Consider the following 22825-nt stretch of genomic DNA (forward strand, 5'->3'; position numbering starts at 1 on the left):
ATTTATTTGTACTGACGAGCTAGAATATCGACATGGGGAGCATGAGTGCCTTCCCCAATTGCATTAAACTTCCATTCACCATTGTGTCTGTAAAGCTCACCTACGACTAGAGCCGTTTTACCTGAATAATCATCAGTCAAGTTGAAGCGAATCAGTTCTTGATTGTTCGCTGGATTGACGATACGAATAAAGGCAGATTTGATCATGCCAAAATCTTGTTTTCTGGATTCACATTCGTAAATGTTAACTACGCAAAGGATTTTGTGAACATCAGCAGGAACACGATCAAGCTGTACGATGATTTGTTCATCATCCCCATCACCATCACCAGTAATATTGTCGCCCGTATGAACGACTGAATTACATCCGCTTTGCTTGTTGTAGAAACATACGAGGTTTTTCTCGCCGCTTAGCTTACCATTAGCATCAAGCAATAAAGCCGATGCATCACAGTCAACGTTAGCCGCCTTTTTCATTCCGAAAAATCCGCCTTTAACTGCAGCAGGATCCCAACCTAGACCAACGATAACTTTGCTGAGACCAGCATTGCCTTTCGTTAAATCTACCTTTTGACCTTTTACGAGAGAGATAGCCATTGTATTTGCACCCCCTTTCCATAAGGTTTACTACGAGAAGAACATCTAAAAAACTGAGATTCTGAACTTACTATCCAACAATACGCCTATTCGACATGCAAGTTCCAAAAAAAATTTGTCTGATCCATACATTATTCTACAAAACCTGAATATTACCTCTTCTTTACGGCAACTTAACATAGAAAAACCGCGTTGGCATCAGGCACTAGCACATTGCCTCTCCAAATCAATTTTATAACAATTGCTGCTCCGATTACAAATTTCTACAAATAATGAACAGCAAAGCGGAATAAACATAGACATGTGCACAAAACTACCCATTTTTTCTGTCACAAACTTTATAAACGCTTCATTATTACCAAAAAAAAGGTGGAAAAGTTAGTGCATAAACGAGATAATTATAGGTAGTAAATAAAAGTGGCGAGGTGTTCGAATGGAATTTATTAAGAAAAATAAAACCGGCCTTATCTTTGGTGCGCTGCTCATCATAAACGGGCTGTTTTTATTATCCATTGTCCTTTCGAAAAACTAAAAATGGCAGCTTTACACCTGCTCCTTTCTTTTGTAAACCCGCTCCGGCCTTCCAACGGTTCCATAAGAAATATCAGCTATTAATTCACCCTTGGCCACATAATACTCCAAATACCGCCGCGCGGTCGTACGACTGAATCCCGCCTTCTTCCCAAGCTCCTCTGCCGTTAACACTTCAGGTCCTGCATGAATGAAAGAGAGTATTTTCTCATTCGTTATCTTATCGATGCCTTTTGGCAAATAAGCATCCTTGTCCGCACGATCATTTACCCCCCACAACAGCTGATCAATGCCCTCTTGATCCACTTGTTTATTTGAGCCGCCGAGCAGAGCCATTTGATTATGATATTTTTGATAAGACTTTAGCTTCTCCTGAAAACGTTCAAATACAACCGGCTTGATCATAAAATCATACACGCCGCCGCGAATAGCTTCACGTACGGTATCAAATTCCTTAGCAGCCGTGATGATGATAACATCTGTTAACGGGTTATTTTTCTGTATGTAGTGAAGCAGGTCAAGCCCGCTCATATCGGGAAAATATAAATCGAGCAGCACTAAATCCGGCGCTAAAATATCCAAATGCTCATGAGCCAGCTGCTTATCTGTTGCAATTCCAACGACTTCGAAGCCCTCTATCTTCTCTAGAAAGCGTCGATTAATCTGTGCAATTCGAAGGTCGTCCTCGATAATGACCACTCGTATCATATATCTTTCCCCTTTTCTTTTGGAATCACGACGGTAAAGATCGTTCCTTCCTGTGAACGCGATTGAAAACTGATATGGCCCCTAAGCTGCTGTACCGCCTGCGTAACAATAGCAAGACCATAGCCCCTATGGTCCTCATTTTTCGTCGAGAAACCAAGCTCAAACAGTCGCTCTGCTGCGTCCTCTTTTATGCCGCTCCCATTATCTTCGATAATGATCGTAAATACTTTGCCTACGTCACTCAGAAATACCTTAACGGTTCTATTTTCATCGTTATTATCAAGAACAGCATCGAGCGCATTATCTATTAAGTTGCCGATGATCGTTACAAGATGATTGCGGTTTAGGTCATCAGGGATCGTTTTAAAAGTGCTCTTTGGGTCAATCTCCAGCTTTACTTTCAGTTCATTCGCACGATTGAACTTGCCGATTAGTATGCCGCCAATAATAGGATCAGGAATTTCCTGTAAGAGGAAATGGATCAGATTTTGATGAACATCGGTTTCATGTGTAATGATATCCATCGCTTCTTGATACGATTCCAGCTGGATCAGACCATATATCGTATACAGCTTATTGGAATATTCATGCGTTTGCGAACGCAGCGCTTCCGTATATCGTTTCACCTGCGTGAGCTCCTCCGTTAAACGAAGCAGCTCGGATTTGTTGCGAAAACTGGAAACCGCACCAACGACCCGATGCTGATGATCAAAAATCGGCAAGCGATTGACGACTACACTGCTGTCGTTAATGGTCATTTCTTGATCAATTTCTGCCTGACCGGATTTAATAACCTCGAGCAGCCGCGATTCAGGAATAACATCCCGCACATGCTGGCCGGTAATCTCCATTCTCTCAAGCGGATCAATCAGCTTTAGAGCCGTTTGATTGACGAGCGTAATGGTTCCCTCTGTATCAACTGCAATAATGCCTTCATGGATCGTTTCCAAAATAGCTCTCTTCTCCTGATACAACAAGCCGATCTCCTCAGGCTCGAGACCATGAATCGATCGTTTCACGCTATTAGCAATAACAATCGCCCCTCCGGATCCAACCATAAGCGCAATTGCCGCAAAAATAATCATCGCATTTCGATAAGTCACTGCCGATTGTTCGATGTCTTTTAATAAAATACCCACGGAGACAATGCCTATAACTTCATTCTGATCATTAAAGATCGGTGTCTTCCCCCGCAATGAGGGTCCCATAGAGCCAACTGCTTCTGAAATGATTGATTCTCCATTTAGCACAGGCCCGTTATCACCGCCGATCATTTCTTTCCCTATTCGGTCCGGCAGCGGATGCGCATAACGAATACCTTCTTTATTCCCAATGACTATGTACTCTGCATCCGTTTCCATTCTAATTTTTTCAACGATGGGTTGAATGATGGCTGATGGATTCTCCTCTTCAAACGCATTACTGATGACATCCATCAACGCTACCGTCTTGGCTATTTTTAGCGCTGATGCGCCTACATTTTTCTGCAGCGTGGTCACTAATATTCTCTCAAAGCTGAAGGTGAGCGCAATAATAATAATAAACAGCAACGATCCAATTAACAAAATCAATCTCGTTTGTAATCGCATTCAATTACCTCCATGCAAAAACTTCTCATCTGTGGAACACTGCCTTTATTGTATTCTACATGCTTTCCTGAACATAGCCCCTTGAATCGATAATGGCCGTAAATTTTATGAACAAAATAAACAATATGACTACTTTTCAACTTATGTGGTTATTCTATTCAACCCCAAATAGCGATGATAGTATGAAGCATATCAAACAGGTAAGCGCTTACAATAATCATTCATACGTTTACTTGAATGAAACTAAAGGGGGATTATTCGTATGGGATACCAAACAAGAAATTGGAAAACTATAGTAGCCGCTGCTTTTGTTGCTGTTAGTTTGACAGCCTGTGGCGGAACGGCGTCTAAAGGAGGATCGGCTAATTATCCGGAGAAGCCTATCGTAGTGACAGCCCCTTCAGGAGCTGGCGGCGGATGGGATAAGACAGCAAGGTCCTTATCCAAAGTGCTCGGAGAAACGAAGCTCGTCGAGCAAACGATGACCGTTGAGAACAAACCTGGCGGCGGCGGCACTGTATTTTTGGCCGAATACGTAACCAAAGACAAAGGTGACCCTTACAAGCTGTTTGTTAGCTCACCCCCTATTCTCATTAACAATCTCAAAAAAGAAGGAAACAGCCCATACGGCTACAAGGATGTTACCCCACTCGCACAAATAACGAAGGACTACGGAGCAATCGCGGTTGCTGCCGATTCCAAATACAATGATCTTCACTCTCTAATTAACGACATAAAGGCAGATCCTTCTAAGGTCACGCTTGCCGGAGGATCAGCTCCTGGTTCTATGGACCATTTAATTAGCGTGCTACCCGCATTTAGAGCAGGCGTCGACCCAAAAACAGTTAAGTACTTGTCCTATGATGGCGGAGGCGAAGCCATTGCTGCACTGCTGGGTAACAATGCTGACGCTATCGGAACAGACATCTCTTCACTCGGCAGTTATTTGAAAGCAGGCAAAATCAAAATTTTAGCCGTTACTTCTGATGATCGTATTGGCGGCGACTTTAAGGATGTGCCTACTTTAAAAGAGCTTGGCATAGATGCAGAGTTCACGATCTGGCGCGGCGTATTAGGTCCTAAAGGCATGACAAAGGACCAAATCGCATACTGGGACAAAACGTTAAAAGCTCTTTCTGAAAACGAAGCGTGGGCCAATGAGCTGAAAGCGAACGATTGGGTAAGCGAATACAAAAATTCCGATGAATTCACAGCCTTCCTTGAAGAACAGGAAGTTGCAGTAAAAGAACTATTGACAGCACTCGGCATGCAGAAGTAAATAACTGAACGCAGAGTAAACACTGCATAAAAGCATAGGCATGAGTGATTTGATGGGAGTGAGCTGGCCTCTCTCCCTCCTTTCATTATTCATCGGAGGTGATGGCTTTGAACAAAACATTTGATCGATATGCCAGCATTATATTTTTCCTTCTCGGAATTGAATTTATGTGGCAGAGTACATTAATTAGCTCTTCATCTTATGGCAGCAAAGTTGGTCCTAATATAGTTCCCTTTGGTCTTGGGGCGCTGCTCGTCATTTTGAGTTTACGTCTTTTTTACGAAGTATTGAAGTTTAAAGGCTCCGGCAGTAAAACAGGAAAACTTGATACGAAGAAGTTTTTAATTATTTTCGCTACTGCATTTTTATATGCGTTCTTCTTGGAAACGATTGGCTATATCATCGGGACATTCCTCTTCCTCCTAATCAGCTTTCAAGTGTTGGAAAGAGGAAAATGGCTGAAATCAATTTTAATCTCCGGATTGTTTGCAGTCGGCGTTTACGTCATCTTTGTTGTCATTCTGGAAGGTACAATGCCTGGTCTTCCGTCTTGGCTATCGTAATTAAAGGAGGCATCTGAATGGATACATTACAGTTTCTCGCAGACGGCTTTGTGACCGCTTTCCAATGGCATAATTTGCTTTTTGCTTTTATAGGCGTGTTAATTGGTACGGCTGTAGGGGTACTACCTGGTATAGGACCTATGAGCGGTGTCGCTCTGCTAATCCCTATAACAGCATCGATGACTGGCGGCTTAGCTCCGGAAGCAGCAGCGACTAGCTCTATTATTCTTTTAGCAGGCGTTTATTACGGAGCGATGTACGGGGGATCAACGACCTCCATTCTACTCAATACACCGGGAGAGTCCTCTTCTGTCGTAACTACTTTAGACGGCTATCAAATGGCCAAGCAAGGGAGAGCTGGAGCTGCCTTATCCATCTCTGCAATCGGTTCATTTGCTGCGGGAGTGTTTGCCGTCATTGCGCTTATCGTATTAGCAGAACCGTTATCGGAGGTTGCGATAAGGTTCGGCCCGGCTGATTATTTCAGCTTAATGCTCCTTGGTCTGTGCGCCGTCAGCGGTTTGGGTGGAAAGTCCATTACGAAAGCTTTAATTATGACGGTAGTGGGATTGCTGCTGGCTACCATTGGTATGGATACCGTTTCGGGTGTAGCAAGATTTACTTTCAACATTCCAATACTGTATTCCGGTCTTGAGTTTTTGACAGTGGCAGTTGGTTTATTCGCCTTGGGTGAAGTATTCAAAACCATATTGGAAAAAGACTACTCCGCTGATAAAATATCAAAAATTGGACGTATCCTTCCGACAAAACAAGATTTAAAAGATAGCGCAGGACCGATTGCCCGCGGCTCATTATTAGGCTTTTTCATTGGCATTCTGCCTGGCGCAGGCGCAACATTGGCCTCTTTCCTCAGTTATATTTTGGAGAAAAAAATAAGCAAAAACCCCGAGTCATTTGGCAAAGGCAATATCGCCGGAGTAGCCGCTCCTGAATCCGCGAACAATGCATCATCCGGAGGGGCAATGATTCCTTTGCTTACGCTAGGCATACCGGGATCGGGAACAACTGCTATTTTAATGGGCGCTTTAATCATGTATAACATTCAGCCAGGTCCTTTGTTATTTGAGGAGCATCCTCAAGTGGCATGGGGATTAATTGCCAGCATGTTAATCGGAAATCTCATTTTGCTTATTCTCAACATGCCGCTAGTGAAGGTGTTTGCGAAAATCATTCAAACGCCGCCGAAATATTTGATTCCAATCATTATCGCTATTTCTATATTTGGTGTTTATGCGGTGCAGGCACAAATCTTTGATTTGATGCTGCTGCTTGGCTGCGGCGTCGCCGGTTTTCTTCTGGTGAGAAATGATTACCCTCTAGCTCCTCTCGTGCTTGGTTTAGTGCTGGGGCCAATGATTGAAAACAACATGCGGAGAGCTTTAACGACATCCAACGGAGACTTTATGATTTTCGTGCAAAAACCTTTGTCTCTTGTTTTCCTAATTATCGCGGCTCTCTGGATTATCATTCCAATCTTGTTAAAGAAAAGAGGGAAAGAGGTTGTCGTTAACGAAGAAGGTTAATTAAAGACGATAACAAATACAGATCAGACGGAGGTTCTAATGGATAACAATAAACTGGGTGGAAAAAGTGTCATACTGCGACTTGAAATGGATACGAAAGAGGTACATTTTGGTCAGGTCGCATCCTCTATTTTCGAAGCCGGTGGAGATATCGTGGCCATTGACGTCATTCAGACCGGCCAGCATATGACGATAAGAGATATTACCATTACCGTTACGGATACGGTCGATATTGACATTATTACAGAAATGATTAAGAACCTGCACGGTGTTAAGTTAGTTAATATTTCGGATAGAACGTTTCTGCTGCATCTTGGCGGTAAAATCGAAACCAAGCTTAAAGTACCGATTCAAAACCGTGATGATCTCTCACGTGTTTATACGCCTGATGTCGCACGTGTCTGCTTAGCCATTCACGAGGAGCCAAGAAAAGCTTTTACACTAACGATTAAGAGAAACACCGTTGCTGTTATTTCGGACGGCAGTGCCGTCTTAGGTTTAGGCAATATTGGTCCATATGCGGCGATGCCTGTAATGGAGGGCAAGTCCATGCTTTTCAAGCAGCTGGCAGATGTGGACTCCTTCCCTATCTGCTTGGATACGCAAGATACCGAGCAAATTATTGCAACCATTAAAGCGATCGCCCCCGGCTTTGGCGGCATTAACCTTGAAGATATATCATCTCCCAGATGCTTTGAGATCGAGGAAAGACTGCGTGAAGAACTCGATATTCCTGTGTTCCACGATGACCAGCATGGGACAGCGGTCGTATTATATGCAGCATTAATCAATGCGTTGAAAATTGTGAATAAACCCATTCATGACATTAAGGTCGTTGTTTGCGGAATCGGTGCAGCAGGTGTCGCATGCACTAAAATTCTTTTATCCGCTGGCGTTACAAATATCATTGGCGTGGATCGGAACGGCGCGATAACCGCTGGAACGACTTATGATAACACCATGTGGAATTGGTATGCCGAGCATACCAATCCGGGTTGCATTGAAGGTTCTTTACGAGACGTAATTAACGGCGCTGATGTATTCATCGGACTTTCTGCAGGAGGGCTGCTTCGACGTGAAGATGTCATGACGATGGCGGACAATCCTATCGTCTTTGCAATGGCGAATCCAACACCTGAGATCAAGCCTGAGGAAGCAGAGGATATTGTAGGGGTAATCGCCACCGGCCGTTCGGATTATCCTAACCAAATTAATAATGTGCTGTGTTTCCCAGGTATTTTCCGCGGGGCTTTGGATTGCAGAGCAACTACGATTAATGAGGAAATGAAGCTCGCAGCAGCAGAGGCTATCGCATCCGCCGTCTCTGATGAAGAACGAAGCAAGCACTACATTATTCCGAGCGTCTTCAATCAAGCTGTCGTGAAAGCTATTCGTGATCTCGTCATTAAAGCAGCGATTAAGACAGGTGTCGCTCGCAGAATACCTCGGGAATACAGATAAAGAAAACGAACGGAACGGGGGTTATCCAATGACAGCTGGAATCAGGGCTATCGTTGATATTAATCAAATGGCGGCCGATTTTAGATCAAGCATCGTACTCCGCACCAGTGATTCAAAATTTATCGATGTCAAAAGCATCCTTGGACTGAGCATCATTTTGTATCAGACTCATGCCTATCACCTTGAGATACATGGTCCTGATGAAGAGGAAGCCAAAACCGCAATGGTTCATATATTCAAGAAACATAATCTTCAAGTCGATGTAATTCGATAATCCCCGGTTCGATTACCTCGTACGTTGCAGAACTTTTAATAAAAGCGGCTGTCCCATAAGTAGATACACAACTTATCGGACAGTCGCTATCCTCACGGACCTGTCCCTACGCTGGCAACATACCAGAACGGTCCAAGCTTTTTCAAATAAACAACGCCCAGCTCATCACCCGTAGGCCTGTGCATGTATCCGCTCACATTGTATAAGTACCCATACTCAACATCTACTCTGCCCATTGTGGTAATGTCTGCTGTCAAGCTGTTGATAGGCTGCAAGCTCGTTAAAATATGTCTGCGGATCGTCCACTCAGGAGATAGAAAGGTCAGGAACCATAGGAAAATAACCATAATAGCGACACTAATGAGAATTAACTTCTTCTTCTTTAAAATCACACTCACCTCGCATTCAAATACTGGTTCAACTCAATAATCAGTGCATGACGAGTTTCAACTTCGTCCTAACGGACATAGAAGCCGTTATTTCTGAATATTAGGGCTAAATGACTTTCTAATGGACATAGAAGCCCTTATTGGCTCATAATATCACCCAAACGCTTGAATTATTAAGAAATAAGGGACGCTATGTCCGTTAAATCGTGTAATAGCGGTGCAAAGAGCAAATAAGGTCTCTGATGTCCGTTGCATGGCCTCGTAACACCAGCCGCACCTGCCAATCATTAACATTGTAAGCATTGTAATTTATATCCATAAAAATGTAAATTATTTTGCATTTACGCGCAATCGAATGCCATCCACATAGCTCTTAGATACTTTATAGCAACAAAAAAAGAGCTATCACACGGATAGCTCCCTCTCTTATATCTCCAGCTTAGATGGGAACATCCAACAAATCTACTGACTTGTTAGCTGCTCCACAGCCACTCAGTTTGTAGGCGTAAGCACGCCCCTTTGCTTCTTTTTGCAGCGTATCGCATAAATAGGTTTTCACGCTTGATGAGCCGTACTTATCCTGCGAAGTATCGTAACGAACCTCGATCTGCTTCTCTATTCGCAAGAGATTATAAAAAATCGGGTTTCCTTCTGTTATAAAACGCACAACTCGGACTTCATCCGCAGATCCGCTAATAAAAGCATCCAGTTTCTCACTATTCGTAACTTCATCCGACTTTGCAATGACATCCTCCGTCTCATTAATCGCATAGTCATAGGCTTCATCTGCATTTTGCTTAGGCACTGTAGCCTGCTCCTGACCAGCACATCCAACCAGCAGAAGCATCGTTACTGCAATGGCTGCTATTGTTCTCATAGCCATGATGTAAATCCTCCTTTCCTCAGCCCATCCATTAGCTATTTATTTGCGCGCGCAGCTGGCGAATTTCATTCATCAATTGCTGCTGGTCCGCAGGGTCATCCGGCTCAGTACTGCTCATGAGCTGTGTTAAACGCAGCTGCAACATCTCCCGCTCATTTTGGCTTACCTGCTCTTCTGCAGAAAGCAAACGGCTTCGATCCTTAGATATATACTCCTCATACGATCCGTGGAACAAACTCGGTTCACTCTGCCCATCCAGTACGAGCAGCCGATTAGCCGCTTGGCGAACTAAATAGCGATCATGGGTTACAAGCAGAACGACACCCGGATAATGCTGAAGCGCCTGTTCGACCTGCTCTCGCGTGCTAATATCCAAATAGTTCGTTGGCTCATCGAGCACGAGCAGATTGGCTTTGCCAAAATACAGCTTCAAGAAAGCTACTCGGCATCGCTCGCCCATACTTAAATCTCCGATTCGCTTAAATACGTCCTCCTTTGAAAACAGGAAGCAGCCCAAAATCGTCCTTGCATGTGACTGAGTCATTTCTGGAAGCATCAATAAGCTGTCTAGAATGGTCATCTCATTGTCGAGCTTATCAAGCTCCTGCTCAAAATATCCAATTTTCACCTGAGGATGAAGGCTAACCTTGCCTGTGCTTGGCAATAAACTGCCTGTCGCAAGTTTTAACAGAGTCGACTTGCCTACTCCGTTCGGACCTAGTACAGCAAGTCGATCGCCTCTGCCAAGGGTGAGACTTAGCCTGCTTATGACTTGCTTGCGACCCTCATAGGCAAAACTAACGTCCTCCATCCGAAGCAGTGTTGCAGCAGCAAAACCTTCGGACTCCAGCTGCATACGAAGCTGTGATTCCTCACGCGGCTTCTGCACCTTATCACGGTCCAATCGCTCAAGCGCGGATTCCTTTGCATGCAGACGTGAAACATTTTTCTTTGATTTTGATCTAAGAAAATCATTTTGACCCGCTGCCTTATGCGCCTGCTGGAACCATTCCGCATACATCCGTATGCTCTCAAGCAGCTTCTCCCGCTCCAACTCCTGCTTCTTATGCAGCGCCTCCTGCGTCCTGAGCTCCAGCTCTTTCTGTGCCTTATAYTGAGAGTAGCCTCCTGAATATCGACGGCATCCATTTCGTTCAAATTCAAGAACGGTCGTTGCTGTGCGGTCAATAAACATCCGGTCATGGGACACATATAAGACAGTTCCTGGGTATGCTTGCACCCATTCCTCCAGCCAATCAAGTGCAGCCGCATCCAAATGATTCGTCGGTTCATCCAGCACGACTAGCTTCGGCTCCCTGACCATCAGCGCCGCCAATTGTGCTTTCGTCTTTTGGCCTCCGCTTAGCTGCGAGAATGATAAGCCCCATAAAGAGGAATCAAAGCTTAACTGCGTTAAGCATCTCTCCACTTTCATCTCCCAGCTATAGCCATCAAGCTGCGCATACCTTTCGTACAACTCGCTGTACTGACTTAACAGCATCTCACTCGCATCCGCTTGCATTCGCTGTGTTAGCTCCATCATGCTCCGCTTTAATCGGAACAACTCCTCTGTGCCGGCCTGCACGAACTCAAGCAGCGTGAGTGAGGAATTCACCTGCGCCTGCTGGTCGAGCCAGCCCCATTCTTCAAGAGGAAGGAGGCGCTGCACCTCGCCGTCATCGAACGAAATTCTACCGGTCAAGCCCTGCAGCAACGTAGTTTTGCCCACGCCATTGCGACCAAACAGCGCAAGCCTTTCTCCTTCTCTGACTTCAAAATTTATATTTTCGAACAGTATATTGCCGTCCCATTCCTTATTCACATGTTTAACTTTTAATAGCATCAAAGAACATTCCCCATTTCTGAATACATAATAAAAAACCGTGGCCAGCGGCACACGGTCGAATACGCAGGGGAATATCAGGTAAACGAAAATAACGATGCGTCACGCCGCTTGATAGCGGGTAAACATCTCGTATCTATCGCTGCTGATTGACTATCCATAAGCCCCCAAATCGACGCACGTATCCCTGACCGGTTCTCGCTAATGAGAACGCCGCTTGTACTTAAACAAGTTGTTTACAGGAATCGTGTATTTACTTCATCGGCTGGGTTACCTCCGTCAGTCATCAGTTTTGATATGGGTTTATTATATAAGACGATCGTGTATTTATTCAAGCCCGACTTTGATGCGGTACCAAATAAAGTTAGTACTTTGCTAAAAAAGCTGCATAAACGATCATAAGACTTATAAATATTTCTTAATTGGAGGTGCTTTATGAATCCCGTTTATATAACGAGCATTGGCAAGTTTTTGCCCGGACCGCCTGTCAGCAATGCTGAAATCGAGGATTACCTCGGCAAAATAAACGGTAAAAGCTCCAAGTCGATGCGGCGAATTCTTAATCAAAACAAAATACGCTTTCGGCATTATGCGATAAACAAGGAACAGAAGAGTCAATATTCAAATGCAGAAATGGCAGGACTCGCTATACGCGATGCACTCTCCCGTAATAAAGCAGCATTGGATGACCAGATTGCGTTTCTCGCTGTCGGTACGACCCAAGGTGATTTGCTTGTGCCAGGCTTCGCAAGCATGGTACATGCTGAAACGAAACTTCCCGTAATGGAGGTAGCCACGCATCATGGCGTTTGCGCTAGCGGTATGCAAGCGATGAAAAACGCGTTTCTGCATGTGCAATCTGGGGAGCACCAGACCGCAATTTCCTGTGCCAGTGAATTTCCTAGCCGCGTATTCAAAAATACAAGATTCGAAGCTCAAAATATTTTTGCCGATCATCCTATTCCTTTCGATACCGACTTTCTGCGATTTATGCTGTCCGATGGAGCTGGTGCAGCGGTTCTACAGCATCAGCCTTCCGCAAGCGGCTTATCACTCCGCATTGAATGGATCGACAACAAATCCTACGCTAATCTATATAATGTCTGCATGTATGCAGGCACCAATAAGGAGAATGCCGGGCAAACAAGCTGGCTTGATTATGCCTCCATTCATGAAGCAGCGGATGACGGTGCCCTTAATCTAAAACAAGATATTCGGCTCGTTAACGAAATGCCTAAGGTCGGGGTTAATCGATTCTTCGAGCTGGTGGATGAGGGGAAGATCGATCCCGATGCTATCGATTGGATGGTATGCCATTATTCATCCCATTTTTTCCGCGAGGAAATATTTAAGCTGCTGCAGCTTGGCGGACTCACGATTCCTGAGGAGAAGTGGTTTACGAATTTATATACGAAGGGCAACACTGGCGCTGCTTCTATCTATATCATGTTGGAGGAGCTGCTTAACGAAGGCCATTTGAAGCCAGGTGAGCAGGTGTTATGCATGGTTCCGGAAAGCGGCAGATTCCAAACCTCCTATATGCTGTTGACGGTCGTAGGTCATGCAGTTGATGAGAAACATACGGCAGAACCGGTGTTTGAAGAACGGCTGCCTGAGGCTCCTCATCTGGAGTATAACGAAGCAGATCACGTTCAAGCTCAGCTCGTTAGGCAGCTCGTGCAGGTTTGGATTGATTTTGAGCAAAAGCTGGCACATGTCCCGGTTATTCATAAACTGTACAACAACAAATTCACCCTGCAAGACTACAAGGCGTTAATGGAAAACATCCGCCAGCAGGTCATTGATGGGTCTCAGTGGATTGCTCGTGCAGCCTCGTATATCGCCATCCAGCATATCGATCTCCGCTCGACATTCATTGCCCATGCGCGCGATGAGCATCGTGACTTTCAAATACTCGAACGGAACTATGTCGCCATCGGAGGCGACTTAGCTCACATACAATCGGGCGAGAAAAATATTGGCAGCGAAGCTTTGTCAGCCTATTTATTCCAACGGGCTAGTCGCGAAAATCCAGTTGATCTCATTGGCGCCATGTGGATTATAGAGGGACTCGGATGCCGAATGGCGCGCTACTGGGGCGAAATGATTCGAGATCAGCTTGGACTCAGCGATGAAGAAGTATCGTTCCTGCTTTATCATAGCGACTCTGATGAGAAACATTTCGAGAGGCTGGAGGCTGTCGTTCAGCATCCGATGCTTACAGCCGAGATCGCAGGCCGAATAGTGAAAACGGCAAAAACGACGGCCCGCTTATATTTGCTGCAATTAGAGGAGCTGGGCAATGTATGAGCAACGCTGATTATTTTAATCATATGCCGCATGACAAAAACGATCCAAATCCGTTTCTAGCCATCTTTATGGATCAAAGCATTCCCTTCAATGAGGAGGCCAAGGCTGCATACCTCAAGGATTGCTCCAGCAAATCACGGCAGTTTCTACTGCCCTTGCTAAGACCTTTTGCGAGATTAATGATCATTGTTCTTCAGCTTTATAAAATAATCGTACCTAAGGCACTCACATCGTCTCGGTTGCTGCACCGCGTGCTGTATTTCGGGATGAAAACCTTCGTCAGCCCAGGTGCTAATTTTATGATTTTACGCCACTTCTATCTCGGCTCTGAGGTGCTCGGCTTTATTCGCGATAACGTGCCAGACGTTCAGATCGAGATGAACCCGCTTAAACCGACCAATCTTGAACCGGTAAAAGATGATCTTTTTTTGATACATGATCTCAATTTATACAACTTCGTCATCAATCTTAATCGAGAGCTGCGTCATAAAGGGATTGAGATTACGAAGCAGGATCGGCTTAACTTTAGCGCCATCACTTCAGAACCTCTGCCCATTGATCAAATGCCTAATCGCTGGACCAATTTTATGGACTTGACGACCGCGATTGAATGCTTCACACCCGTCTACCAAATGTTTTTGACGGATAATGACTTCTGGCGAGCGACCAACTCGCTGCAGCTGGATGAAACGATTGGCATTCTCGCCTCCAAAATTATCGGCAGCAATGACCGGCTCGCGCTTATTAATAACAAGCATCCGATGGTGCCGCTCACGACGCTTAAGGCAGGCTTTCGACTCGTACTGCATGGCCTAGCGACAGAGCAGCTCCACGCGCTGCTCGTCGAGCTTAAGCTTAAGCAGCAACAGCAACATAACTGCTGATCGTACAACAAAAAGAAGGCAATCACGCTCACTGCGTGATTGCCTTCTTTCTTTCATGCTGTTATTGACGAGTTACAGTAAAACCCTTCTTCTCGAGCAGTGGAACGATACCGTTCTCGCCGAGCATATGCGCAGCTCCTACTACCACGAAATATGATTTTTTTGTACTGTCATTCAAATAACCATTTATTTTATCAACCATTGGAGCATTACGGTCAGTAAGCAGCGCTTTATTAAGCTCCTCATTCGACGAGGCTGATTTAGTCAGCTCAAGCAGCTGCTCCTCATTCCCGGTTACCCACATTTTCGTAAGATCCTCAATGCCAGATTTTTCTGCGTAATAGTTCTCAATAGAACCTTTCAGCATTTCTTCCTGCAGTTTGTCTGAAAAATTGTTGAACATATTAAGTTGGTATTCGATCGACTCCAGCTCTAGAATCGGCTTCTTTTTCTCCAGCGACTGCTGCAAGAAATGTGCATCAATCCCTATGCCTGAATCATAACCTGCTTTTGTTGAACTGAGATAATCTATAGTAGACGAAACGCTCCATGGTTTATAGGTATCCAGCGCATTTTCCGCCAAACCATTCGCCTTCAAAATCTCTACAAGCTTCTTATAGGAATCGGCAGAAATATGATCTTTAAGCGTTGTGTTGTCCTTCAACATGCTTAAATCAAGCACTTGCTTTTGCACTTTCTCCTCATTCATCTTCGATATATCTGCCTCTACAACCAAATAGTCGGATGCTTCATAGGCTTTTTGAATTTCAGGGCGCAAAGGATACATAGCTTTGTTCGCGATATGAATCGACCCAAGCAAATATACCGTGCTGCCTTCCTTTTCTACTTTCCAAAGGAAACCTTTACTTGGTTCAATCTCCTCAAGTGAAACGGAGCGCTGCTCTTTATTCCAAGTAATTTCGTAGCCTGATGCTTCACTTACAGTGCGCAAAGGAATATAAACCGTTCCTTTAACGACCTTAGGCGCAGCAAGCAATCCTATTTCCGTTTCGTTAGCCATTGCCCCTAAGTTATCGATTTGGAATAAAAGGGTCAGTCCTTGCTTCTTACCTGTGATGACTTTATTTTTCTGATCCCAAGTTACTTGGAAATCAAGCTTTTGAAGAACTTGCTTTGCCGGAACAAGGATCGTTCCCTTTTCCATCGTAGGTTGATTCTCACCGAGCTGAACCTGCTCGCCGTCAATCCAAACTGAAATTGGCTTGGCCTCTGCTTGGATGTTCGTTACGAAAGAAAATAGTAGAGCTAATGATAGAAATAATGATGCAAGCTTTTTCATGAACGGACCCTCTCCCTCTCATCTTAGCGGCCTCATGTCATCTATGCATGAATAAAAATCGCCGCTTCGTCTTACATATTTTACACATTTTTACCACGCAATTACTAGTTCGGAAAATACGAATCTAGTTTTCGTTGCTTTACATAATGTTAGTATCATATAATGCATCTTCCCATACGCTAGCGGCAGCTCATCAACAAAAAAAGACACACCTCATTATTTGCAGGCGTGTCCTTCTTGATTGCTTTTACGAATCATTTCAATGGTTTTGGTAAATAACTATATCGATCATAAAAAGGAATAACTCAAAAATCGATCTGCATTTTTCATGCTTATCCAAATATCCGGGCTTTCGCCGCCTACGTACCAATAAGCTAGTCCCGCAAGCTTAGCATTTACAGCCAGCTTATATTTTTCGGTTAAAGAACGTCCGTCCTCGACCCATATTTTATGCTTTACACCGTTCTTCACATAAGCAGCTGTATACTGCCCAAGTTTGGCGTCCCATAAAGGTTTGATCCCATATTTACTAATTAGCGCATTTTGCTCACCTAATGAAATAAATGCAGAAGACTCAACGCTTCCGTCCTTCTTTAAATTCCAATCACGGTTAAAGAAAGGCACGCCCAATATAACCTTTTGGCTGGGCACCAATTTAAGCAGCTTTTTCACGGCCGCATCATCAAAACCTATCGAAGCATTTGAGCCCGCTTCGGAGCTGCCTCCCCAGTGCTCATCATAGCCCATCAATACGATATAATCGGCTGCCTTCCCAAGCGCGGCAAAATCGAAAGCGTCCGTCCAGTCCGTATCTCGGTCGGGGGAGACGTCTAGCGAAAGTGTAACTTTCAAGAGCTTCAGCTTTTTAGAAAGCTCCGTTATAAATGCGGTCAAAGCTGCTCGATCTTGCGGGGCAACATTTTCAAAATCGATATTAAGCCCATCCAACTTGTACTTTGTAACGTACTCTGCCAACTGCGAGATTGCTTTGCTGCGCGCTGCGGAACTGGATAACAGCTTATGAGTAGCCGCTTGATCCGAGCGATTGCCGACCATTGCCCATACTTTTTTATTATGCTGTTTCGCCCATGTTACAAGGGACGGATCAGTGTTATCTGATATTTCTCCCGCTTCCCCTGTAAAGTACCAACGTGGGGACAAAGTATTTACATTCGAACTCAAAATCGTTTGTTCATATTGCTGTGTCGTCTGGCCATACTGCCAGCCTAACTTAATCGTTTCCTTGGGCTTAGCTGCAAGTTCAGCTGCCCAGTTCACATTTTGCAGCACCCGATGAATCATAGCTGCCGTTTCTTGCCTGCTTATCGGATCAGATGGACGAAAATTCCCCTTATCGTCACCTTTCATAAGGCCAAGAGCATTCATCGCCGCTACAGAAGAACTCGCCCACTCAGCAATGCGGCTGTCATCGCCAAAGCTCATCTTTACACCTGTTTTATAATCCAACTTTTTTAAGGCTCGCGCGAGTAATACAGCTGCCTCCTGCCTTGTAACCGCCTTCGCAGGTGCAAACTGGGATGCGCTGACGCCATCAGCTAAGCCAAGCTGCACCGCGGCCTGAATCCAGCCATAATACCATGCCTTCTTAGCTACGTCCGTGTATGGTGACACTGGAGTCGCTACAGGCTTGAGCCCCAGCAGCCGATCAAGCACGGTCACAAACTCTGCTCTCGAGATCGATTCCTTCGGCGAGAACTTTCGCTCCGACGTGCCTGTTATAATTTTTTTATTATATAAATCAATAATTTCCTGTTTGGCATAGCTGTTCGATATATCATCAAAAGGCAGCGTGCTTTGAGCCACAATTGGATGTGCTACAAGCGTTATAAAAAACAGCAAAGAAAATGCTGCCAGAGTAAATCTAGTATAAGTATGCTTCACGAAAGACCTCCTAATGCGACCAATCCTCGAAGCATAACAAAATCTATTCTATTACTCATTACTAAAATATTGGTAGAACGCAAAAAAATGTCGATACAGCCAATCCCCTACCACAGACTAGGGCAACATAATAGACATTATGATAAAATAAGCGGATATAAAACGTAAGGAGATTCAGCATGCTGGAACGAAATCCATTTTCCCATCAGACAATGCCGACTCAGCTGAGCCTAGCTGCAAGAAATAAGCGAAAGCGAAACCGAGTATTGCTGTTTATTATTTTAGCGTTAACCGCGGCTCTTTTATGGAAAGTTATTTTTTCCTTTGACCCCTACTTGCCTAACAACGACCCTATCGCCGCTCCTCCCATAACGGCGCTGCATCCGATCGTATTCATCAAGCAGACCGAGCTAATTGCCGAAACGAGCAAAGCCGGCATCACTATCCTCGTCACAGACGGCTTCCGTTCAAGCGAGGAGCAAAATGCTATTTATGCAAAAGGACGCACAACTGAAGGAAATGTCGTTACCCAAGTTCAAGGTGGACACTCCTATCACAATTACGGCCTTGCTATCGATTTTGCCTTGCGCACCAAGAAGGGTCAGGTCGTATGGGACATGGAATATGACGGCAATAAAAATGGTCAATCCGATTGGATGGAGGTTGTTGCAATCGCTAAGCGCCTTGGCTTCTCTTGGGGCGGGGATTGGAATAACTTTCCTGACTATCCTCATCTTCAAATGGACTTTGGTTATTCAATCAATAAACTCCGCAAAGGACATTTTCCGCCAGTCGAATAAATTAACATGGTTCCAGCAAAAAGAGTGAAGACTTGGATACTAAGTCTTCACTCTTTTTATTGCTTCTTCAATCTCGCTTGCACATATAGCTTATTAAAGACCTGCTATAATTTCATAAGAACGCAATCTTGCTTGATGATCGAAAATATGAGCAGCGACCATAATTTCATCGGCTTTCGTTGCTTCAATATATTGCTTCAGCTTCGTGCGTACCGTCTCCGGTCCGCCAACTATGGAAGAACCTAATTGCTGCATCAAGGCGATTTTCTCCTGCGCCGTCCATACATCATCCATATTGTGAACAGGAGCAGGCAAAGCTCCCCGCGTATTGCGAATAAAGGATAGGAACAACTGCTGCATCGACGTCGCTAGATACGCCGCCTCCTCATCCGTATCTGCCGCAATCACATTGACCGCTACCATGCCCTTTGGCTTATCGAGAATCGCCGATGGCTTAAAGCTGCTGCGATAAAGATTCATCGCAGGAACGGTGAAATTAGGTGAGAAATGTCCAGCAAAGGCGAACGGCAGGCCTAGCTGTGCGGCGAGCAAGGCGCTAAAATCGCTCGAACCCAGAAGCCAAATCGGAATATCAAGTCCTTCACCCGGGATCGCTCGCACAGGCATGCCCACTTCTGCACTCGAAGGGTCTAAAAACGCGCGCAGCTCAGCTAGCTGCTCTGGGAAATCATGCCCATTACTTCTTCTGTTTCCACGAAGCGCAGCAGCCGTAAGCCCATCAGTGCCAGGCGCACGGCCAAGTCCAAGATCAATACGACCGGGGAACAGTGATTCTAGCGTACCGAACTGTTCAGCAATAACGAGCGGGGCATGGTTCGGCAGCATGATCCCTCCAGCGCCTACACGAATGGTTGACGTACCCGCCGCGACATGACCAATGACGATGGATGTAGCTGAGCTGGCGATGCTTGGCGCATTATGATGCTCCGCAAGCCAGTAACGGTTATACCCCCATTTTTCTGCATGCTGCGCGAGATCGAGTGTATTGCTAAGTGATTCAGCAACAGTACCTCCTTCTACAATAGGGGATACATCAAGAACCGATAATGGGATATTAAAAGCGGAATTGTTTATCGTTTTTTCTGACATAGCATTCACTCTTTTCTTTGCGATTAGAAGCCACAGCTTCTATCAAAATTAATCAATGAATAACTGTACTATTTATAAATACATTTTACACATAAAAAAGAGCATCTGCAAATGACGTTTGCTTCATGACATGAGCGGCAATATGCAGCCTTTTAACATAATTACCGCTCTTTCTTGAAGCAGCCCTGATGCCTACATGTACTGTATAGCATTAAATCTGCTGTGTCTTTAACTGCTGTTGGCATTTTCGAATCTTGTCCAAAGCCGTTTGAAGCGTATTTTGCTCCAAATAGGCCATGTAATGAAGCTCTGCCTCATAAAAGAAATGATCCATCACCACTTGAATATTCGCGGAAACCAGACAGTCCTCCTCTGGATTACCTGAACACCAATGCGGCTTTAGCGTACCGCCAGATAGTGCTCGATATATTTGTGCCAGCGTAACCTCACCCGGCTCACAGTTCAAAATATATCCCCCGCCGATTCCTTCCTTCGTCTTCACAAATCCATGTTTCCGCAAGGAACTCATAATTTTGCGAATGCGTGTCGGATTCGTCGAAACGTTGCGAGCAATGATCTCGCTGCTTGCCATATGATCAGGCAAATAGGCTAACAGCACTAAGCTGTGAACCGCAACCGTAAATTCACTATTCATTTTCACAACTCCCTCTCAAGAAGGATACTGTTATGTTATTTCATACAGTTGTTAAAGTCAAACCTTCCATTCTAAGAATAGCACAGAGAGAAAGCCTTGGTATAGGCTTTCTCTCTGCCAAACTTTTTCTGAGTGTCTGTTTTTGCTAAAAAGAAATCACACAATCATGGTTTTCCCAGACGTCAAACATATTGCCATCGGGATCATGCATAGTAAAAAACTTTCCCCACTGTCCTTCATCATACACTTGCCCAACCCGGACCCCTTCTTTACGCGATTCGCCATAAGACCATTCTCCCTTTGCTCAGAATTAACTCCTTTCTATTGAAGCCAAGTACATTTACACAATGATGCCTCAATTCACCCAAGTCTCCGAATAATATTCCTTCATAAAATGAAACAGCTGCTCCAATTGCTCCAGCCCCTTCGTTTCAGCTTCATGCGCCTGCCTGAGCAGAACAATGGCGCGATCTGCGGTGTCAGGGTCCTTTGGCTGACCTCCTTCTGGGAATGGGAATAGCTCTCTCATTTTGCCAAGCGTTTCCGCAACTGCCTCGTAATGAAGAGCAGCTTCTCCCGCATGCTTGCGAACCGTTCTCTCCACAACATTCGTCCCATCCCAGCGGAATGCCAATTCCCGTAAAAAACGAGCAGCGAACTCGCGCGCGTCAGCAATGACAGCTACGTTATAGGCATGACCATGCTCATCCGCATGTCGCCGCTCCATGACACCAATCCACGCCTCATAACCCGCTAAACCCTGTACAAATTTATCATCGAACACATGCGTCCATTCCTTGCCTCGCCCATGATCGACGATCATCGATAACGCCATGCGTAATATTTCGTATTTCGAGTGCGGCAAGCTTTCACTAATCGTCGTCACAAACAACAAATCAATCTTGGGATCGGCAAAATCCGAATAACTTATCGTACCATCCTTTGATACGTCTTTTGCATGAAAGAGCTGTTTATCGTCATCATAACCATAGATCAAACCGAATTCGGGTATAAACAAATCAAATGAAATAGCAGGAATGCCACGATCGATTGACTGCTGAACGAGAGCGATCGTTCGCTCCACTTTATCTGGTGTTAGCGGGGTCGTGGGATCAGCCAAACAGCTCGTAAAACCGAGATTCCCTATATTTCGCCTCAGTATATATCCGCCTGGGAAAGAGGTGGGTCCTGCCGCGTTTATAGTGATAGGATCAATATTCATGCGAAAGGCATGACCGGTAAATCCCATCACATCTGTTAGCGTAAAATGTTTTTTATCGGTGTAGCTCACCGCGCCATGTATAGCAGCTGCGGCCGAGGTCCATGTTTTGGACCAATCCCTATCCAGCGTCATCAATACCTTCAACTCCATTCCTGAACTTATAAAGGGGGAGGTGCTAGAATTTTCCTTCTAGGCAAACCGAGCAACGCTCTATGCTCCACGTACAGACTAATCGATAGGCGTATGCGCTCCTTCTGCAGCTTAACCCTTGATCTCGACAGCATATTGTATACGTTTGCAGTCGTCGTATCGAACAACTCAGCAATCTCAGCGGGGGGGAGCTCCCCGAAAAATCTTGCCTCAAATATGTCCCGCTCCCGTTTGTTCAAGCAGCGGATCAGCATATGAATGCTCTGCAGCGTTTCTTTGCGGATGACAGCATGCTCCGGATTTTGACCGTTGCTCGGCTCATTCATGGCTTGATCCGTCAAATGAAACAGGATGCTATCGATATCGCTCCAATCAACCTCATGCCCGCTTTTCCCTGCATCTGCCGGCAGCCCCGACTGGCTCATGAAACTAACGAACGGCCGCTCCTTGCTATAAGGACCGCCCCTCCGCAGCTTCATATAGGCTTGATTTCGTACGATTCGGTGCAGCCACGGAATAAACCTGCTCGCGTCTGTAAGCGTACCGAGGTGCATAAATGCACGAATCAGCGCTTCCTGCACGATATCCTCTGCCATAAAAGCATCCTTCGTCAATGTGCCCGCAAGTCCAAGCGCCTTAGCGCGATGACGACGCACAAGCTCTCCAAACGCTTCCTCATCGCCGGACCTTGCTCGTTCAACTAACGACTGTTCCTGTGCTTCTGTCTCTGCTCCGCTGCTTAGCAGGGACGGCAAATCGGGTACCCAAACCTCCATCATTCATCCCCCTTACTAGACAGATGCCACTTACGCCAATTATCTATCAATGAATC

The 22825-nt window shown here is 45.1% G+C and carries 20 protein-coding genes; 8 read left to right on the forward strand and 12 right to left on the reverse strand.

Going from position 1 to position 22825, the window contains the following annotated elements:
* Positions 1 to 2: 2 nt before the first annotated feature.
* From AC787_RS12785 to AC787_RS12795, 3 genes are all read right to left on the reverse strand, one after another.
* Complete coding sequence (locus AC787_RS12785) at positions 3 to 596, reverse strand: TerD family protein (RefSeq protein WP_054025141.1); 594 nt, start codon at positions 594 to 596, stop codon at positions 3 to 5.
* Between the two features lie 543 nt (positions 597 to 1139).
* Entirely contained in the window at positions 1140 to 1835 is a 696-nt protein-coding gene (locus AC787_RS12790; RefSeq protein ID WP_054025142.1) for a response regulator, read from the reverse strand.
* Positions 1832 to 3424, reverse strand: coding sequence for a sensor histidine kinase (locus AC787_RS12795; RefSeq protein WP_054025143.1), 1593 nt, complete (start codon positions 3422 to 3424; stop codon positions 1832 to 1834). Before AC787_RS12795 ends, AC787_RS12790 begins: the two co-directional genes overlap by 4 nt.
* Positions 3425 to 3686: 262 nt before the next feature.
* On the opposite strand from AC787_RS12795, the gene AC787_RS12800 reads away from it, so the two are divergent.
* The 5 genes from AC787_RS12800 to AC787_RS12820 all read left to right on the forward strand — a co-directional run bounded on the left by AC787_RS12800 (position 3687) and on the right by AC787_RS12820 (position 8545).
* A complete protein-coding gene (locus tag AC787_RS12800) occupies positions 3687 to 4703 on the forward strand; it encodes a Bug family tripartite tricarboxylate transporter substrate binding protein (protein WP_054025144.1) in 1017 nt (338 codons plus the stop codon).
* A gap of 107 nt (positions 4704 to 4810) precedes the next feature.
* Positions 4811 to 5266 carry a tripartite tricarboxylate transporter TctB family protein gene (locus AC787_RS12805; RefSeq protein WP_054025145.1) on the forward strand — a complete coding sequence of 152 codons (456 nt, stop codon included), beginning with the start codon at positions 4811 to 4813 and terminating at the stop codon, positions 5264 to 5266.
* 17 nt (positions 5267 to 5283) lie between these two features.
* Positions 5284 to 6810 (forward strand): tripartite tricarboxylate transporter permease, encoded by a 1527-nt coding sequence (locus tag AC787_RS12810; protein ID WP_054025146.1) that lies wholly within the window; start codon positions 5284 to 5286, stop codon positions 6808 to 6810.
* Positions 6811 to 6849: 39 nt separating this feature from the next.
* A complete protein-coding gene (locus AC787_RS12815) occupies positions 6850 to 8271 on the forward strand; it encodes an NAD-dependent malic enzyme (RefSeq protein ID WP_054025147.1) in 1422 nt (473 codons plus the stop codon).
* Positions 8272 to 8299: 28 nt separating this feature from the next.
* Complete coding sequence (locus AC787_RS12820) at positions 8300 to 8545, forward strand: HPr family phosphocarrier protein (protein ID WP_054025148.1); 246 nt, start codon at positions 8300 to 8302, stop codon at positions 8543 to 8545.
* Positions 8546 to 8637: 92 nt separating this feature from the next.
* Here AC787_RS12820 and AC787_RS12825 read toward each other — a convergent pair whose 3' ends face one another.
* From AC787_RS12825 to abc-f, 3 genes are all read right to left on the reverse strand, one after another.
* Positions 8638 to 8937: a hypothetical protein gene (locus AC787_RS12825; protein WP_054025149.1), complete on the reverse strand. Its 300-nt coding sequence runs from the start codon at positions 8935 to 8937 to the stop codon at positions 8638 to 8640.
* A gap of 436 nt (positions 8938 to 9373) precedes the next feature.
* A complete protein-coding gene (locus AC787_RS12830; RefSeq protein WP_054025150.1) occupies positions 9374 to 9817 on the reverse strand; it encodes a DUF4362 domain-containing protein in 444 nt (147 codons plus the stop codon).
* Between the two features lie 31 nt (positions 9818 to 9848).
* Entirely contained in the window at positions 9849 to 11660 is a 1812-nt protein-coding gene (gene abc-f / locus AC787_RS12835; protein WP_054025151.1) for a ribosomal protection-like ABC-F family protein, read from the reverse strand.
* A gap of 435 nt (positions 11661 to 12095) precedes the next feature.
* Here abc-f and AC787_RS12840 point away from each other — a divergent pair, with 435 nt between their 5' ends.
* Together AC787_RS12840 and AC787_RS12845 are read left to right on the forward strand one after the other, a co-directional pair.
* On the forward strand, positions 12096 to 13970 hold the full coding sequence (locus AC787_RS12840; RefSeq protein WP_054025152.1) for a StlD/DarB family beta-ketosynthase: 1875 nt from the start codon (positions 12096 to 12098) through the stop codon (positions 13968 to 13970).
* Positions 13967 to 14854, forward strand: a complete 888-nt coding sequence (locus AC787_RS12845) for a DUF6999 family protein (protein ID WP_054025153.1) — start codon at positions 13967 to 13969, stop codon at positions 14852 to 14854. Before AC787_RS12840 ends, AC787_RS12845 begins: the two co-directional genes overlap by 4 nt.
* 61 nt (positions 14855 to 14915) lie before the next feature.
* Here AC787_RS12845 and AC787_RS12850 read toward each other — a convergent pair whose 3' ends face one another.
* Both AC787_RS12850 and AC787_RS12855 read right to left on the reverse strand, forming a co-directional pair.
* The gene (locus AC787_RS12850; RefSeq protein WP_054025154.1) at positions 14916 to 16154 is read right to left on the reverse strand and encodes a TraB/GumN family protein; all 1239 of its coding nucleotides are present in this window, start codon (positions 16152 to 16154) and stop codon (positions 14916 to 14918) included.
* A 288-nt stretch (positions 16155 to 16442) separates the two neighbouring features.
* The gene (locus AC787_RS12855) at positions 16443 to 18056 is read right to left on the reverse strand and encodes an S-layer homology domain-containing protein (protein ID WP_054025155.1); all 1614 of its coding nucleotides are present in this window, start codon (positions 18054 to 18056) and stop codon (positions 16443 to 16445) included.
* A 179-nt stretch (positions 18057 to 18235) separates the two neighbouring features.
* Here AC787_RS12855 and AC787_RS12860 point away from each other — a divergent pair, with 179 nt between their 5' ends.
* Positions 18236 to 18856 carry a M15 family metallopeptidase gene (locus tag AC787_RS12860; RefSeq protein WP_235560967.1) on the forward strand — a complete coding sequence of 207 codons (621 nt, stop codon included), beginning with the start codon at positions 18236 to 18238 and terminating at the stop codon, positions 18854 to 18856.
* A 93-nt stretch (positions 18857 to 18949) separates the two neighbouring features.
* Here AC787_RS12860 and AC787_RS12865 read toward each other — a convergent pair whose 3' ends face one another.
* The 4 genes from AC787_RS12865 to AC787_RS12880 all read right to left on the reverse strand — a co-directional run bounded on the left by AC787_RS12865 (position 18950) and on the right by AC787_RS12880 (position 22772).
* The gene (locus AC787_RS12865) at positions 18950 to 19966 is read right to left on the reverse strand and encodes an LLM class flavin-dependent oxidoreductase (protein ID WP_054025156.1); all 1017 of its coding nucleotides are present in this window, start codon (positions 19964 to 19966) and stop codon (positions 18950 to 18952) included.
* 211 nt (positions 19967 to 20177) lie between these two features.
* Entirely contained in the window at positions 20178 to 20621 is a 444-nt protein-coding gene (locus AC787_RS12870; RefSeq protein ID WP_054025157.1) for an Rrf2 family transcriptional regulator, read from the reverse strand.
* A 355-nt stretch (positions 20622 to 20976) separates the two neighbouring features.
* On the reverse strand, positions 20977 to 21975 hold the full coding sequence (locus tag AC787_RS12875; RefSeq protein WP_054025158.1) for a hypothetical protein: 999 nt from the start codon (positions 21973 to 21975) through the stop codon (positions 20977 to 20979).
* 26 nt (positions 21976 to 22001) lie between these two features.
* Positions 22002 to 22772, reverse strand: coding sequence for an RNA polymerase sigma factor (locus AC787_RS12880; RefSeq protein ID WP_082360740.1), 771 nt, complete (start codon positions 22770 to 22772; stop codon positions 22002 to 22004).
* Positions 22773 to 22825 lie beyond the last annotated feature (53 nt).

Source organism: Bacillus sp. FJAT-28004, assembly GCF_001280845.1.
GTDB lineage: Bacteria > Bacillota > Bacilli > Paenibacillales > Paenibacillaceae > Pristimantibacillus.

Bases quoted from the DNA above. Each gene is read 5' to 3' on its own strand.
- AC787_RS12785 (WP_054025141.1), bottom strand. From the start codon at position 596: ATGGCTATCTCTCTCGTAAAAGGTCAAAAGGTAGATTTAACGAAAGGC.
- AC787_RS12790 (WP_054025142.1), bottom strand. From the start codon at position 1,835: ATGATACGAGTGGTCATTATCGAGGACGACCTTCGAATTGCACAGATT.
- AC787_RS12795 (WP_054025143.1), bottom strand. From the start codon at position 3,424: ATGCGATTACAAACGAGATTGATTTTGTTAATTGGATCGTTGCTGTTT.
- AC787_RS12800 (WP_054025144.1), top strand. From the start codon at position 3,687: ATGGGATACCAAACAAGAAATTGGAAAACTATAGTAGCCGCTGCTTTT.
- AC787_RS12810 (WP_054025146.1), top strand. From the start codon at position 5,284: ATGGATACATTACAGTTTCTCGCAGACGGCTTTGTGACCGCTTTCCAA.
- AC787_RS12815 (WP_054025147.1), top strand. From the start codon at position 6,850: ATGGATAACAATAAACTGGGTGGAAAAAGTGTCATACTGCGACTTGAA.
- AC787_RS12820 (WP_054025148.1), top strand. From the start codon at position 8,300: ATGACAGCTGGAATCAGGGCTATCGTTGATATTAATCAAATGGCGGCC.
- AC787_RS12830 (WP_054025150.1), bottom strand. From the start codon at position 9,817: ATGGCTATGAGAACAATAGCAGCCATTGCAGTAACGATGCTTCTGCTG.
- AC787_RS12840 (WP_054025152.1), top strand. From the start codon at position 12,096: ATGAATCCCGTTTATATAACGAGCATTGGCAAGTTTTTGCCCGGACCG.
- AC787_RS12845 (WP_054025153.1), top strand. From the start codon at position 13,967: ATGAGCAACGCTGATTATTTTAATCATATGCCGCATGACAAAAACGAT.
- AC787_RS12850 (WP_054025154.1), bottom strand. From the start codon at position 16,154: ATGAAAAAGCTTGCATCATTATTTCTATCATTAGCTCTACTATTTTCT.
- AC787_RS12860 (WP_235560967.1), top strand. From the start codon at position 18,236: ATGCTGGAACGAAATCCATTTTCCCATCAGACAATGCCGACTCAGCTG.
- AC787_RS12865 (WP_054025156.1), bottom strand. From the start codon at position 19,966: ATGTCAGAAAAAACGATAAACAATTCCGCTTTTAATATCCCATTATCG.
- AC787_RS12870 (WP_054025157.1), bottom strand. From the start codon at position 20,621: ATGAATAGTGAATTTACGGTTGCGGTTCACAGCTTAGTGCTGTTAGCC.
- AC787_RS12875 (WP_054025158.1), bottom strand. From the start codon at position 21,975: ATGACGCTGGATAGGGATTGGTCCAAAACATGGACCTCGGCCGCAGCT.
- AC787_RS12880 (WP_082360740.1), bottom strand. From the start codon at position 22,772: ATGATGGAGGTTTGGGTACCCGATTTGCCGTCCCTGCTAAGCAGCGGA.